The following is a 14690-nucleotide window of genomic DNA, read 5'->3' as shown; positions in this document are numbered from 1 at the left end:
TGCATTTCCTGACCGGCCATATCGGCTTGGCGACCTGGGTTATCCGGCTTGGGTGGCAGGCTGGCGGCGCTTGGCGTCGACGGCTTCGCGCGTCGCCGCCCCGTTGCTTGGGGGTTGCAGCTGCAGGTCGGCGGCCCGCCGCCGGTTTGCGCGCGTCGCGATCCAGTCGTAGAGCACCACGCCCGGCTGGCGCAAAAGCGCAGCGGTGAGCGCACAGGCGGCGACGAGCAGTAGGCCGATCAATAACCCGTGCATCAACGCGCCCCCTGCTCAAGCTGCAACCGCAGAATGCGCCGTAGCTCCAGGATCGCCTCCGGCGTCTCTTGCACGCTATGCGAGAAGCTGATGATCTTCTCGGATTCGGCGCCGTCCAGGTGCGCGCTGCGGTACGGCACCAGGCCGTCGTCCGAATCCGCCAGCGGGACGCCGGGCGTGTGGTTCGCAATGATGCTGTGGTAGCGCACCGACGGCGAAATCGGCATGGAAGCGGTCAATCTCACAAATCGGTCCTTTTCGCTCAGGTTGTCCACGCCGTTTGGCACCCGGATCGAGGATTCGGGCCGGGGCGGCCCATCGGCGTCGGCCAGGCGATTGAGCTTGGCGAACTGCCTGACCACCGTCACAGGCAGCGTGATCAGATTGGACAGCCAACGCGACAAAGTGTTCTCGGCAAACGGCGTGCCTCGATGCGGCGCCGCGATGAATACCGCGCGCGATATGCCGGGAAACGCCTCAAAAGTCAGCACCGGGTCGAATTCGGTGCGCGCCTGGGCGAGCTGGGTCTCGTCCAGCTTGGCTTGGTCGCGCAGCGCGTCCCACAGCACGGTGCCGGACGAGGATACCAGCAGCCGGCTCAGCACGCCGCCCATGCTGTGCCCGATGATGACGCTGTCGCGCGAAGCCTGCGCGGTCCCCATGGGATCGAAATGTTCGATGGTCTGCCGCAGCGCGTCGCGGATGGCGCGGTTGTTCAGCGCCAGCGGCGCGTTGGTCGGATAGTAGACCTGCCAGATTTGGAAATGCTGACGCAGGGTTTCGTCGCCCAGGACCTCATTGGCGACGTTGATCCAGGCCTCGGGGCTGCTGGCCAGGCCGTGCAGCATGATGACGGTGCGCCGGTCCGGGTCATAGGGCTGCAACAGGTAGACATGCGGCGCGTCGATGCCCTCTTCCTTGCCCAGCACGTTGCGCAGCGCCTGGGTGGCGAAGCCCGATCGCGCCAGCCACAGGCCGTAGCCCGAGGTGAAGTTGGCTGCCAGGGGTACCGTGGTACCGGCCAGCGCCACCGTGTCCCGCCTATAGGGGTCATATGCCGCCAGCGTCGCTTCCTGCGAGGCCATGACCTGCTCCAGCGTGTCGCCTGGAAAGCCGATGATGACGGTCACGGCGGGAAATGGCGTTTCGCTATACGGCGTCTTGAAGGTGTCGGCATCGTTTACGCGGCGCGCGGTGACCGCCACGAGCTCAGCGCCGAAGCCGTCGCGCCGGTACATGCTGCGCAGCCCCCGGAACGTCAACGTCGAGGCGGGCACCAGTTCGTGCGGGAACTGCTTGCCGCCGGGCAGCTTGACGTCGGACATCTCGCCCAGCACCTGCCAGGCGCCAGCCCTCATCTTCGTGCCGGGTTCCGGAGGACGGCCGCGATACTGTTCGAACAGGCCCGTGACGGCCTGCTGCACGGCGTAGTTGTAATAGTCGCGCACCTGCGTCTGGCGGTCCTCGAAGGCGCGGTCGCTGGGCGAGCGCGGCGTGAAGAACAAATAGGCGTAGGCGGCCCGCGCCGTCTGCAGGTAAGCGTCCAGCAGCTCGTCCTGGCCGGCCTGGCTGGCGGGGCGCTCCTTCTCCGTGGCCAGCGCCTCCATCAGCCAGACTTCGGACAGCGTAGCCAGGCGCCGTTCGCTGTCCAGCCCTTCCATCGTGGCCAGCGACTGGGTGCAAGCGTCGCGGTCCTTGCGGCAATCCTGCGCGTTCAGGCCCAGCACGGCCATGGACTCGCGCGCGGAGGCGCTGAGCTGGCCGGTGGTGAGCACGTCGCCGCGGCGCTGGGCGATGTAGTCCTGCGTGCTGACGGACGACACCTTGACGCCCGCGCAGCCGGCGCACGCCAGCAGGCCCAGGATCGCGCAGCCCTTCGCGCCGGCACGCCAGAGCCCGATCATTGCGCGGCCCCCGCGGACGCTGGCTGGCGGATGGCCCGCGAAAACTCGACCGGATCGGGACCGGGCAAGGCGGGCCTGCCGATATAGGCCTGTTGGCGCAGCGTGGCGAGCGGCTTGCCCGTATCCAGCCCGCCCCGCTCGTAGAGATATTCCGGCAGGTAGCCGGACAGGAGAATGCGGTAATCCATGGGCAGGCCCGGCACGATCGCGCGCACCATGCGGTAGACCAGCGTCGTGCAGTTGGCCGTCACCGTGTGATAGAAGCGCGGCTCGTCGGCCAGCTCATTCGCGGTGCGCACATAGGACAAGAACAATTCGCGCATGGCGGGCACCGGCATGTCGACGGGATAGAGGTACACGCGCTCGGCGCGCGGCCCGGCGCGCACGTAGAGGATGTCGCGCTCCTGGGCGGCGATCACGCTGAGTTCGAACTGCTTGAAGAATCCGCCGATCTCCGAGAACTGTTCGCCGCGCTCCTTGCGGATCTCGACCGAGAACACGACGTGGCGGCCGTCGGTAAAGCCGAAGGAGACCAGCGTGTGGGCGATGGCCGGGCTGCCCCAGTACGACAGCACCATGTCCACCGAGGCCAGCTCGTTCAAGTTGTATTGCTGGCTTTCCCAGCGCGCCGTGTAGCGCGCATCGGTATCGGCTTGCCAGTCGAAGTTGCGCACACTGTCCAAGGTGACGATGGATCCGGAAACGCTGCCGCGCAGCGTGCGCGCCACGTCGTCCGCCCAGATCCTGTCGTTGGATGGCGCCAGGGTCTGCCACCACAGGCACAAGGCGGCCATGCCGACCAGCCAGGTGCAGATGGCGCGCCGCGTGCGCCCGCGCCACGGCGCGACGGCTGCGTACAGGCAGAGCGCGGCCCAGGCCAGCGCCGCCGCGCCCTGCGCGAGCTGGCCGCCCGGCGCGCGATAAGCCAGCGCCAGGCAGCCCCATAGCGCGGAAAGAATGAGCAGCAGGCTGAAGGCGATGCGCCCGGCGATAGCCAGCCAGCCGCGACGGGCAGGATTAGAGGCTGCCATGTTGCTGCACGATTTCCAGAACGCCGTTGATCACGAACTGCACCGCCATGCACACCAGCAGGAAGCCCATGATGCGGGAGATGGCCTCCACCCCGCCCTGGCCGATCACGGCCACGATGCGCCCGGCCGAGCGCAGGCAGATCCAGAACAGCAGGCCCAGCAGGGAGAACACGATGAGGGGAGTCACCGCCAGCACCCAGGGCGCGTAGGTATGCGCCGCCGACGCGTCCAGGGTCGACGCGCCGCTGATGATCATGGCGATGGTGCCCGGCCCGGCCGTCCCCGGCATCGCCAACGGCACGAAAGCGATATTGGGCGTTTGGCGGTTGACCTGGGCATCGGCCACGTCAGCCTCGGAAGCGGTCGACGGCGTGGACGGAAACACCATGCTGAAACCTATGCTGGCCACGATCAGGCCGCCGGCGATGCGCAGCCCCGGAATCGAAATGCCGAAGGTATGCATGATCCAGGCGCCGGCGTAGTAGGTCACCACCATGATGCCGACCACGTAGAAAGCCGCCTGCTTGACCTGGCGTTCGCGCTCTTTATAGGGAATCTGCTGGCCCAGGGACAGCAACAGCGTCATGGAGGTCAGAGGGTTGGCCAGCGGCAGCATCAAGGCCAGCCCCAGGCTGACCAGCTTTCCCAATTGAACCAGGTCGTCAGTCATAGCGATATGCGCCGCGAGCGCCGCTGTTGCGGCGCGTCGCAGCGGTTTGGATGATATTGCATCGGCGTAATGTACTATACATTACACAAATTCAGCCAGGCGCATGGCTTGGTGCGGGAAGTCCGCGCCCCATGCGCGGCCAGGGGACGAAGTGGCCACGATTCCAGACCATACGGCGCCGCGCGCGCTGACCAGCCGGGGCGAAGCGCGCCGCGAACGCTTGCTCGAAGCCGCCAAGCAGTCACTGCTGGAGCATGGCTACGCGCAGACGTCCATCCAGCGCGTCGTGCAGCAGGCGGGCGGCTCGGCCGCCACCGCCTACCAGTTGTTCGGCAACAAGGAGGGCCTGCTGGTCGCGGTGCTGGAACACGAATTGAACGGCATGCGCGCGGCGGTATTCGCGGACGACATGCTGGACCAGCCCGTCGGCCCGGCCCTGCACGAACTGGCGCGACGCCTGTTGAGCTACGCCCTGCAGCCTAAATCGGCCGCGCTGTACCGCCTGATCGTCTCGGAATCGCATCGCCTGCCGCAATTGGCCGAATCCTTGCGGCTGGCTGTGGAAATGCAGCTCCATGCGCCCCTGGAGCAATGCCTGCAGCGGGCGTGCGAGCGTGGCGAGCTGCGCATCGACGATCCGCGCCTGGCGGCGCGCACCCTCGGTAACCTGATCAACGGCATCGCCTCGCTCGCGCGGCTGACCGGCGGCCGGGCCGAAGGTCCGGACGAGGATCATCTGGCCACCTGCCGCTACGGCGTGGACACACTGTTGCGCGCCTTCCGCGCATAGCCGTTGCGCAATTCGCCCCACCCCGCCCGCGCCACTATCATCGCCGGCCACAGCATGCAGGCCGCGGCCAGCCACAGATTGGCCTGCAACCCCAGCGCGTCCACGCTGGGCACGCCCAGCAGCGAACCCGCCGCGATGCCCAGGTTGAATACCGCGACGAACAGCGAGGTGGCGGCCTCCACCGCGTCCGGCGCCGCCTTCATCATCCAGGTTTGCAGCGACACCGAAACCGCGCCATAGGCCAGGCCCCACAGCAACAGCAAGGCGACGACGGCTGGGCGCAGCTGCCCCAGCATGGCCAGCAACAGCAAGATCAGCAACAGGCTGGCCGCGATCGCAAGCAGGGTCGCGGCCGGACGTTTCGCGGCCGCCGCCCCGCCCAGGAAGTTGCCCGCCACGCCTGCCGCGCCATAGGCAAAGAGCAGCGGCCCTATCCAGCTCTCCCCGAACGCAGCATGGATCTGCAACAGCGGACGCACGAAGGTGTAGGCCATGAAATGGCCGGCGACCAGGAACAGCGTGATCAGCAGACCCTGCCGCAGGCCCGGATTGGCCAGCTGCGAGAGCAGTTGGCGCGGCCGCAGCGAGCGCGTAGCGGGCAGCGGCGGCAGGCTCAGCAGATTCAAGAGCAGCACGCCGGCGCACAGCGCCGCCATGACGCCGAAGGCCGCGCGCCAGCCAGCCAGCTCGCCGATGAAGGCGCCCAACGGCACGCCCAGCACGGACGCCACCGCGACTCCGCCGAAGATGATTGCCGTGGCCAGTCCCACTGCGCCTGGCCCGACCAGCCTGCCCGCCAGTCCGCCCGCGATCGCCCAAATGCCGCCGATGCAGAAACCCACCAGGACCCGCGCCGCCAGGAACCACGGCATGCTGGGCGCCCAGGCGCTGGCCGCGTTGGCGCAGACCAGCAGCGCCAGCAGGCCGCACAGGATCGCGCGGCGGTCCGCGCCCTTCGCCCCGATGACGACCAGCGGTGCGAACAGCGCCGCCAGGATGGCGGGCACGAACAGCATGAAGCCGCCCATGCCTACCGAGACGTCGAGCGCGGCGGTGATGGGAACGAACAGCCCCACCGGCAACATTTCAGTGGTGACCACGCAAAAGGTCGCGAGGCCCACGGCGATGACGCCCAGCCACGCGTGCCATCCCGTGCCATCCGCCTGCGGTGGCGGGATCGGGGAGCCAGGAGTGGCCGGGTCTTGCAACGAGGTGCCGCGGGTCATGATGGGAGATTCCGGGTAAGGCCCTTGCCAGGCCGACCCCTAGGCAGTCTACTGTTTCCATTTTGCTGATAAAGTAGGCAAATCAATAAACACAAGGGACGAATCGTGCGCAATTCACCCTATCCGGCCGCCCGCCTGGACCACATCGGCGACCTGCTTGCGTTCGTGCGCGTGGCCGACACGCAGAGCTTTACCGCCGCGGCGGAAAAACTCGGCCTGTCGCGTTCGGCCATCGGCAAGTGCATCGCGCGCCTGGAGCTGGGCCTGGGCGCACGATTGCTCCACCGCAGCACCCGCAGCGTCAGCCTCAGCGACGAGGGCCGCGTCTTTTACGAACACGCGCAGCGCATCCTGTCCGAGGTGGACAACGCCACCGACGCCATGGCCAGCCGCAAGCAGGCGCCGCGCGGCAGGCTGCGCATCGACCTGCCGGTGTCGCTGGGGCGCTTGCACATCATGCCGCTGCTGCGCGCCTACCTGCGGGACTGGCCCGAGGTCGAGGCCGACGTCAGCTTTTCCGACGACTACATCGACCTGGTGCGCGACGGCGTCGACGTGGCCATCCGCATCGGCGGCGAAACCGACAGCCGGCTGGTGCGCCGGGCGCTGGCGCCGCACCGCCTGATCGCCTGCGCCGCGCCCGGCTACCTGGACCGCCACGGCGCGCCTGCCAGCCTGGATGACCTGGCCAGCCACCAGACCCTGGCCTATACCCACGCGGGCGCCCTGACGCCCTGGCGTTTTGCCATCAACGGCCAGGAGCGCGCCGTGCACGTGGCCGGCCGCTTGCGGCTGGGCAACACGGAGGCGCTGCGCGACGCCGCCCTGGCGGGCGAAGGCATCGCCCAGTTGGGCGCCTTCCTGGTCGGCGAGGACCTGCGCGCCGGCCGGCTGGCGCCGGTGCTGGAATCCGTGGCTCCTGCCGGCGCGCCGGTCTGCGCGGTCTATCCGCACCGCCGCCACCTGGCGCCCAAGGTACGGGTCCTGATCGACGCCATCGCCAGCAAATGGAGCGGCGGCGCGCCCTGGGCCAACGACGCAACGCCGCCGCGGGCGTAGGCATGCGCCCGATCCACTATGATTGCCGGCATTGCCCCAGACGGCGCAATACCGGATACCCAGGGACGCTGCCAGGCATGCCCTTGCCTGCGCCCCGCCATTTCCCCCGGAGTTTTACTTGAGCGACATCTACCAATTCAGCCGCGGCACGGCGCCGCTGCTGATCTCCATTCCCCACCTGGGCAGCATGATTCCCGACTCGCAGCGCGCGCAGATGACGCCGCTGGGCCTGCAGTCGGGCGACACCGACTGGCACCTCGACACGCTGTACCAATTCGCCGAGGCGCTGGGCGCATCGGTCATCGGCGCGCGCTACTCGCGCTACGTGGTGGACCTGAACCGCCCGCCCAACGATGAAAGCCTGTATCCCGGCCAGACCAAGACCGGCCTGTGCCCGACCCAGACCTTCCGCGGCGACGCCCTCTACCGCAACGAAGCCGTCCTCACCGACGCCGAGCGCGAACACCGGCTGCAGACCTACTGGAAGCCCTACCACGCCAAGCTGTGCGAGGAAATCGACCGCATCAAGGCCGAGCACGGCGCCGTGCTGCTGTGGGAAGCGCACTCGATCGCAAGCGTGCTGCCGCGCCTGTTCGAAGGCAAGCTGCCTGACCTGAACATCGGCACCGCCGACAGCGCAGCCTGCGCGCCCGATATCCTGGCAACGGTCGAAAGCCAGCTGCGCGACAACACCGCCTACACCTGGGCGGTCAACGGCCGCTTCAAGGGCGGCTATATCACGCGCCACTACGGCAGCCCGGCAGACAATGTCCACGCGATCCAGCTGGAAATGTGCCAGTCCACCTACATGGACGAAACGCACCCCTACGCCTACCGCCCCGAACTGGCCGCCAAGGTCATCCCGCTGGTCGAAGGCATGGTGCAGTCGGCGTTGACGCAGACTGCGGCGCGCCAGCGCTAAGGCTGCTTCCAGCCAAAGCCACGCGTATCTTGAAATCGAGCATCAGCACCTCTTGCTGGCCCGCATCGATGCAATAGCCCTGGTACCGGCCGCCCGTGAACGGCGTGCCGGCGACCTCCCCGCTTTCACGCAGTTCGAGTTCCAGCGCGAGCGCGTCGCCGGGGTAAGCCGGACGCAGGAATTTCGTTTCCACCTTCAGCAGCAGCATGGGGTTGCCGGCAAACTGGCGCGTGAATGTCGCCATTGCCGCGCCCAATACATGGATGCCGGCCAGCGGCACGTCCGCAAAGTCGGACTGCAAGGCCAGCTCCCGCGAGCTATGCACCGGATGTCCGCCGCCAACCGCCTGGAGATAAGCGTCATGCAGCGCGCTCGAAAGCGTAAAGACGCCGCTAAAGCGCGGCGGCAACAATGGAATCGTCATGTCGTAATCCCTGCGCGCGGTCCTAGATGATGTTGCGCTCGCGCAGGTCTGCCTGCTGCGCCCGCGACATGCCCAGTTCCTGCCCATAGACATCGTCGTTGTGCTGGCCGACGCCGGGTCCGGTCCGCCAGATCCGGCCCGGCGTCGCCGAAAACCGGGGCACTACGTTCTGCATGCTGACGCAGCCCAGTTCCTCGTCCTCGACTCGCACCAGGACCTGGCGCTCGATGAAATGCGGGTCCGCCACGATGTCGGCGATATCGTAGATGGGACTGAAGCTGACCTCGTGCCGCATCAGGATGTCGGACGCATCGCAAAGCGCATGCGCACGGAACCAGTTTTCCATGATGGCCTCGATCTGGGCGCGGTTCTGGATGCGGGCGGTATTGGTGCTGAACAATGGATCATCCAGCAAATCGGCGCGCCCGATGGCGAAGGCCAGCCGCCGGAACACGGTGGGCGCGCTGACGGCCAGCACCACCCATTTGTCATCGCGGGTCTTGTACACACTGCTGGGCGCCGAATAGGCATTGAGATTTCCCTGGCGCGAACGCGCAACGCCAAGCTGGTCATATTCGATCGGCATGAAATCCAGCACCCGCAACATCGCCTCCGTTGCGGAAAGGTCGATTTCCTGCCCTTCCCCGTGTTTCTGCCTGTGCAGCAGCGCCGCCGTGATGGCGTAGGCGCCGAACACGCCGGTCAAGGCATCGGACACCGGGAAGCCCGGATATAGCGGCGGACCGTCCTTTTCGCCGCACAGGTTCACGAATCCCGACATGGCCTCGAAGATCCGGGCAAAGCCGGGCCGCGACCGGTAGGGCCCGGTCTGGCCAAAACCGGTAACGCGCAGCACGATGAGGTCGGGCCGCAAGGCGCGCAAGCGCGCCATGTCCAGGCCCCAGCGGTCCAGCGTGCCCGGCCGGAAGTTCTCCACCAGCACATCGTAGCGGGGCAACAGGCGCTCGAGTATCGTCAATCCTTCCGGTTGGCGCAGATCCAGCGTGATGCCGCGCTTGTTGCGGTTCGCGACTTTCGACCAGAGCGCCACGCCGCTTTTGTGCGGCGGTAGCTGGCGTATGTGGTCGCCGTCGCCCGGCAACTCGATCTTCAGAACTTCCGCCCCTAGGTCCGCCATCAGCGTGGCAGAGAACGGGCCAGCCACCACCGTGGAAATATCCAGCACCCGCACGCCCGCCAACGGCCCCGCCCCGGGGCCTGGAGCGGCCTGATCAGCATCCGGTTTTTTCCCTTGCTCAACAGTCATCGTCTTTCCTCAATCCATCGAAACATTGGCCTGCCTGGCCACTACGCCCCAGGTCCGGATCTCAGCCTGGATAAAACCGGCAAAATCCGCGGCCGTGCCGCCCACAGGGATAGACCCCTCAGACAAGAGGCGCCGGTTGATTTCCGGACTTTGCAGCGCCTGGTTCACGGCGGCATTGATTTTTTCGACGACCGCCTGGGGCGTGCCGCGGGGCGCAAACAGGCCGTTCCAGCCAGACGCAACGAAACCCTTTGCGCCGGCTTCGGCCATGGTCGGCACGCCGGGCAGGGTCTGCGATCGTTTGCCGCTGGTCACGGCAAGCGGCACCAGCTTCCCCGCAGCGATATAGGGCGCCGTGGTCAGGATCACGTCGAATGCCAGATCGACCTGTCCGCCCAGCAAGTCCGCCATGGCCGGACCCGCCCCCTTGTAAGGAACCCCCAGCATCGAGGCGCCCGTGTCCGACTGAAGCTTCTCGAAAAGCATGTGCGCCGCAGTACCCACCCCGGCCGTGGCCACGGAAATCTGACCGGGCCGTTCCTTGGCCTGTCTGAGCAGATCCGCCAGCGAAGTGATTTTCTTGGAAGGATGGGCGACCAGCACGTAAGGCTGGTCGACCACGTGCACGACGGGTTCGAAATCGGCCACCGCGTCGTATGCGAGATTCTTGTAGATGTTCGGACCGATGCCATGCGTGGCGACGGTCCCCCACAACAAGGTGTATCCGTCGGTGCGCGCCCGGGCGACTTGATACGTGCCGATGGTGCCGCCCGCGCCAGCCTTGTTTTCCACCACGACGGGCCGGCCGATGGCGGCTTCGATGCGCGGAGCGAACAGCCGGGCCATCACGTCGGTGGCGCCGCCAGGCGGGAACGGAACAATGATGGTGACCGGCTTGGCGGGCCAGGCCGCTTCGGCCCGGACGGCGCCGCACAAACCGCCCAGCATCAACATCGCGGCCAGGGGCGCGAACAGATTCTTGAGTTTCATGGTCTCCTCCGGTGCTGTCGTACTTTTGCTTTCACTGCTGGCCATAGGATAAGGAGGCGACGATTAACTGATAACTGAAATAAACTCACCTGGTGATAACTTTTGGGTAAGCCATGAGCGCCAATCCGCAGCCTCAAGGCAGTTCCAAACTCCTGGGCCGCCTGCGCCTGAAGCAGTTCGAACTGATCAAGGGCGTCTCGGAAGGACTGTCTTTTCGCCAACTGGCGGACCAGATGGCCCTGTCCCAGCCGGCCATCAGCAAAATGGCCCGGGAAATGGAAGACACCCTGGGCGCCGCCGTCTTCGAGCGGCGGCGCGACGGGGTCTCGTTGACCCCCTTCGGGGATTCGCTGACGCATGACGCCAGGCTGATCGTCAACAAGCTGGCGCGCCTGGAGTCGGAGCTGACAGAATTGCGCCGCAACCCCATCCGCACACTGCGGGCAGGGGCCCCGTCCTATACCGGCATGTCCCTGCTGTCCCGCCCCGTGGCTCTGATCGCGGCGCGGCACCAGCAAGCGCACGTGGAAATCATCGACGGCATTGCCGTCAGGCTGTTCGACATGCTGATGGCCGGTGAACTCGATTTCGTCATCGGCAGCCTGCCGGACAGGAATCTGACCGATGACGAAGCAGCATTGCTGCATGTAGAGGTTCTCTATCCGGATGAGCTGCGTTTTGTCGCACACCCCGACACGATCGAGACCGGCCGGCCGGTACCCATCGAAGACCTGTTGCAGTACGCCTGGGTCATGCCTTCAAAGGACTCCCTGGTGCGCAATGCATTGCGCACCGCCCTGCTCAAGCTACGGCTACCGGTACCGCCCGCGACCGTCGAATCCAGCCCGCCGTTCATCGGCGCGGTCGTGGCCGAACAGCCCGGCTTCATCGGCCTGCTGCGCTCGGACTCCGCCGCATATCTGGCCCAACGGTTGAGCCTGACGCTGCTGGACGTGAGCCCCCGCATCCCGCTTCCTCCCGTGGCCATCTTCCGGCTGCGGGATTCCGAACCGTCCGACCTGGCGGTCGAGTTGTTCGCGTTGGTGCGCGAAAGCGTCCAGACGCTGTTCCGGGATTGACGCGTGGATCCGGCCGGGTACGCCATCGCCACGGCGCAGGCGCACAACATCCTGATGGCGCTGATCGTCACCTTGGCGGTCACCGTCAGATCGCCGCTACGGGAACAAGGCGGCGCAGGCTGAAGCGTAGGGGCGGCCGGCGGGCCTCAGCGACCCGCGTCCGCCAGGTTCTGCCAGGCGCCCGTGCTGCGCCCCTCTTCCGCCAGGAACTCCACCAACGTCGGCAAGGCCGTATCCATCGGCCGGTTGGCCTGGATCCGCATCACGTAGCCCCAGGAACCCGGCATGCGCAGCTGCGGCACCAGGGGCACCAGCCGGCCGCTGGCCAGTTCCTCGTCGATCAATGGCGCGCGGCCGAGCGCGATGCCAACCCCGGCGGCCGCCGCCGCGGCCACCGTGCTCAAGCCGCTCAGCACCATGGGCTCCTGCCAGTCGGATTCGGCCAGCCCCAGGCGCGGGCTCCAGGTGCGCCAATCGGTCTCGGGGCTGTCCACGTGCTTTTCCTCCAGCCAGCGATGGCGCAGGAAAACGCCGGGATCGCCGCGCTCGGCCGGATCGACCAGCGACGGGCTGCAGACCGGCACCACGGTCTCGGTCATGAGCGGAATGTCGCCGGGCTCGGCGATATGCGGCCCCATCGCGCGCACGTGCAGGAACGCCAGGTCGATGTCCTGACTTTTCCAGGCCGGGTCCTGGCTGGCATGCAGATACACCTGGATATCGATGCCGGGATGCAGTTCGATGAAGCGCCCGATGCGCGGCGCCAGCCACATGGCGGCCAGCGACGGATTGGCGGAAACGTTCAGGGTATTGCGCCGTTTGCCGCGGGCCGATGCCCGCACGTTGCGGCAGGCGGTCTCCAGCAGGGTCAAGGCCTGTTGCACGGACGCCAGCAGGTCCGCGCCCGCGGCGGTGGTTTCGGCGCGGCGCACGGTCCCTCCCCGGCGCAGCAGGGCCACGCCCAGGTCAGCCTCCAGCGCGCGCAGCTGATGGCTGACGGCGCTCTTGGTGACGTGGAGTTCGGCGGCGGCGCGGCTCAGGCTGCCCAGGCGGGCGACGGCCTCGAAGGCGCGCAGTGCCGCCAGCGGCGGCGTGTGGTTGGGTAGATCGGCCATGGGTCAAGTCTAGCTCAACCCTAGATTGAAAAACTATCGCTTTCGCCGGCGCCCGGGATCAGTGACCATGCAAGCACTGAAAGGAGTTTGCTATGTATTTCGATTCGCGCCTTTGGCAGTTGACGGCGGGCTTGCGCGCCGGCATGGCGGGCGGCATTTTCCTGGGGCTGCTGGCCTTGGCGGCCGGCATCGCCCGCTACGTGTTCCTGGGCCAGCTGCTGGCCCGCGTATTCGACGGCGCGCCCTGGCAGGACTGGCTCGCGCCCGCGCTGTGCGCCGCCGCCATGGTGCTGCTGCGCGCCTTCCTCGACCACTGGCGCACCAAGCAGGCCAACCGCTGCGCCGCCACCGTGCAGCATGCGCTGCGCGCCCGGCTCTATGACCGTATCGTGACCCTGGGTCCGGCCTGGTTCGCCAATCAGCGCACCGGCGGCGTGATGCTGACGGTGGTGGACGGGGTCGAGCAGTTGCAGGCCTTCTTCGGCCAATACCTGCCGCAGGTCGCGATTGCCGCCGCGGCGCCCTTCGCCATCTTCGCCGTGATCGCGTTCTGGGACGTGCCCACCGCGCTGGTGTTCCTGGCGGCCGCCTTGTTTGCGCTGTTCGGACCGATGGCGGTGCACATGCTGGACCGCCGCGCCAGCCTGGCCCGCAGCAAGTCGCTCAACGATTTTGGCGAGGACTTCCTCGACGCGGTGCAGGGCCTGCCCACCCTGAAGTCCTATGGCCAGGGCAAGGCCTGGGGCCAGCGCTTGGCCGCCCGCGCCCGCAGCCTGTCGGACAATACCTTCTGGGTGCTGTCGGTCAGCCTGCTGACGCGCGGCATCAGCGACCTGGGCGTGGCGCTGGGCGCGGCGCTGGCATTGACGCTGGGCGCCTGGCGCGTGGCCCACGGCGACATGAGCGTGGAAGCCCTGCTGATCGTGCTGATGGCCGGCACCGAGATCTTCCGTCCGCTGCGCGACCTGCGCTCGGTGCTGCACCGGGGCATGCTGGGCCAGTCGGCCGCCGCCAGCATCCATGCGCTGACGGACGCGCAGCCCCTGACGCCCGCGCCCGCCAATGGCGGCAAGACGCCGGGCCGCCTCGCGCCCACCATCGAATTCGACGACGTGGCGTTCTCCTACACGCCCGAGCGCCGCGCCCACCAGGGCCTGAGCTTCCGCATCGAGGCGGGCGAGCGGGTCGGCGTGGTCGGCCCCAGCGGCGCCGGCAAGTCCACCATCGTGCGCCTGCTGCTGCGCGAATGCGTGCCTCAATCGGGCCGCATCCGCATCGGCGGCCACGACGTGAACGAACTGGATACGCAGGCGCTGCTATCGCACATCGCGCTGGTCAGCCAGGACATCACCCTGTTCCACGGCACCATCGACGACAACCTGCGGCTGGGACGCCCCGACGCCACGCACGAACAGGTGCGCGCCGCCGCCCGTGCCGCCAATATCGACGACTTCATCATGGCGCTGCCCGACGGCTACGCCACCCGCATTGGCGAACGCGGCCTGCAATTGTCCGGCGGCCAGCGCCAGCGCGTGGCGATCGCCCGCGCCCTGCTGCGCGACGCCCCCATCCTGATCCTGGACGAAGCGCTGTCGTCGGTGGACACCGAGAACGAAGCGCTGATCCAGCAGGCGCTGGACCGCCTGATGGCCGGACGCACCACGCTGATCCTGGCGCACCGCCTGGCCAGTGTCATCGGCGCCGACCGCTGCCTGGTGCTGGACCAGGGCCGGGTCGCGGAGGAAGGACCGCATGCGGAACTGATGCGGCAAGGCGGCCTGTACTACCGCCTGATGCATGAACAAGCGGCGGCGCACCGCAACCCGTCGGCGGGATCCGCCGCCCCGGCCACGGCCGGGACCGCGCCCATGCAGGCCGCGGACCGCGACGCCTCCGGCCAGGAATCCGGCGCGCAAGGTCCGGCGCTGCGCTCGCTGGACGCGGACGCGGTGCAGGTC

The 14690-nt window shown here is 67.5% G+C and carries 14 protein-coding genes; 5 read left to right on the top strand and 9 right to left on the bottom strand.

Going from position 1 to position 14690, the window contains the following annotated elements; translation table 11 throughout:
• Positions 1-39: 39 nt before the first annotated feature.
• Genes WBB14_RS16190 through WBB14_RS16175 form a run of 4 tightly spaced genes read right to left on the bottom strand, consistent with a single transcriptional unit; the run spans position 40 to position 3860 of the window.
• On the bottom strand, positions 40-255 hold the full coding sequence (locus WBB14_RS16190) for a hypothetical protein (protein WP_424240746.1): 216 nt from the start codon (positions 253-255) through the stop codon (positions 40-42).
• Positions 255-2159, bottom strand: coding sequence for an esterase/lipase family protein (locus tag WBB14_RS16185; RefSeq protein WP_424240745.1), 1905 nt, complete (start codon positions 2157-2159; stop codon positions 255-257). Before WBB14_RS16185 ends, WBB14_RS16190 begins: the two co-directional genes overlap by 1 nt.
• The gene (locus WBB14_RS16180) at positions 2156-3190 is read right to left on the bottom strand and encodes a DUF4105 domain-containing protein (protein ID WP_424240744.1); all 1035 of its coding nucleotides are present in this window, start codon (positions 3188-3190) and stop codon (positions 2156-2158) included. Before WBB14_RS16180 ends, WBB14_RS16185 begins: the two co-directional genes overlap by 4 nt.
• Positions 3177-3860, bottom strand: a complete 684-nt coding sequence (locus tag WBB14_RS16175) for a MarC family NAAT transporter (RefSeq protein WP_424240743.1) — start codon at positions 3858-3860, stop codon at positions 3177-3179. Before WBB14_RS16175 ends, WBB14_RS16180 begins: the two co-directional genes overlap by 14 nt.
• A gap of 151 nt (positions 3861-4011) precedes the next feature.
• Here WBB14_RS16175 and WBB14_RS16170 point away from each other — a divergent pair, with 151 nt between their 5' ends.
• A complete protein-coding gene (locus WBB14_RS16170; protein ID WP_424240742.1) occupies positions 4012-4650 on the top strand; it encodes a TetR/AcrR family transcriptional regulator in 639 nt (212 codons plus the stop codon).
• Here WBB14_RS16170 and WBB14_RS16165 read toward each other — a convergent pair.
• Positions 4611-5876 (bottom strand): MFS transporter, encoded by a 1266-nt coding sequence (locus WBB14_RS16165; protein WP_424240741.1) that lies wholly within the window; start codon positions 5874-5876, stop codon positions 4611-4613. The two genes, WBB14_RS16170 and WBB14_RS16165, sit on opposite strands and share 40 nt — an antisense overlap.
• Before the next feature lie 105 nt (positions 5877-5981).
• Here WBB14_RS16165 and WBB14_RS16160 point away from each other — a divergent pair, with 105 nt between their 5' ends.
• Together WBB14_RS16160 and hutG are read left to right on the top strand one after the other, a co-directional pair.
• Complete coding sequence (locus WBB14_RS16160) at positions 5982-6935, top strand: LysR family transcriptional regulator (RefSeq protein WP_424240740.1); 954 nt, start codon at positions 5982-5984, stop codon at positions 6933-6935.
• 118 nt (positions 6936-7053) lie between these two features.
• Positions 7054-7857 carry an N-formylglutamate deformylase gene (gene hutG, locus WBB14_RS16155; protein WP_424240739.1) on the top strand — a complete coding sequence of 268 codons (804 nt, stop codon included), beginning with the start codon at positions 7054-7056 and terminating at the stop codon, positions 7855-7857.
• On the opposite strand, the gene WBB14_RS16150 is transcribed toward hutG, so the two are convergent.
• From WBB14_RS16150 to WBB14_RS16140, 3 genes are read right to left on the bottom strand one after another with little or no spacing between them, the layout of a single operon-like run.
• Positions 7793-8266 (bottom strand): MaoC family dehydratase, encoded by a 474-nt coding sequence (locus tag WBB14_RS16150; RefSeq protein ID WP_424240738.1) that lies wholly within the window; start codon positions 8264-8266, stop codon positions 7793-7795. The genes hutG and WBB14_RS16150 overlap by 65 nt on opposite strands.
• 37 nt (positions 8267-8303) lie before the next feature.
• Positions 8304-9548, bottom strand: coding sequence for a CaiB/BaiF CoA transferase family protein (locus tag WBB14_RS16145; RefSeq protein ID WP_424240737.1), 1245 nt, complete (start codon positions 9546-9548; stop codon positions 8304-8306).
• A 9-nt stretch (positions 9549-9557) separates the two neighbouring features.
• Positions 9558-10538: a Bug family tripartite tricarboxylate transporter substrate binding protein gene (locus WBB14_RS16140; protein WP_424240736.1), complete on the bottom strand. Its 981-nt coding sequence runs from the start codon at positions 10536-10538 to the stop codon at positions 9558-9560.
• Positions 10539-10651: 113 nt separating this feature from the next.
• Here WBB14_RS16140 and WBB14_RS16135 point away from each other — a divergent pair, with 113 nt between their 5' ends.
• On the top strand, positions 10652-11617 hold the full coding sequence (locus tag WBB14_RS16135) for a LysR family transcriptional regulator (RefSeq protein ID WP_424240735.1): 966 nt from the start codon (positions 10652-10654) through the stop codon (positions 11615-11617).
• A 146-nt stretch (positions 11618-11763) separates the two neighbouring features.
• Here WBB14_RS16135 and WBB14_RS16130 read toward each other — a convergent pair whose 3' ends face one another.
• Positions 11764-12732, bottom strand: coding sequence for a LysR substrate-binding domain-containing protein (locus tag WBB14_RS16130; RefSeq protein WP_424240734.1), 969 nt, complete (start codon positions 12730-12732; stop codon positions 11764-11766).
• A gap of 92 nt (positions 12733-12824) precedes the next feature.
• Between WBB14_RS16130 and WBB14_RS16125 the strand changes: the two genes are divergently transcribed.
• Positions 12825-14690: ABC transporter ATP-binding protein/permease (locus WBB14_RS16125; protein WP_424240733.1), on the top strand; the 1866-nt coding region annotated here is incomplete at its 3' end.

Source organism: Achromobacter sp., from assembly GCF_049647645.1.
Lineage (GTDB): Bacteria > Pseudomonadota > Gammaproteobacteria > Burkholderiales > Burkholderiaceae_B > Achromobacter.
The sequence above is the reverse complement of the archived record's forward strand: the minus strand, read 5'-3'. Positions and strand labels throughout refer to the sequence as shown.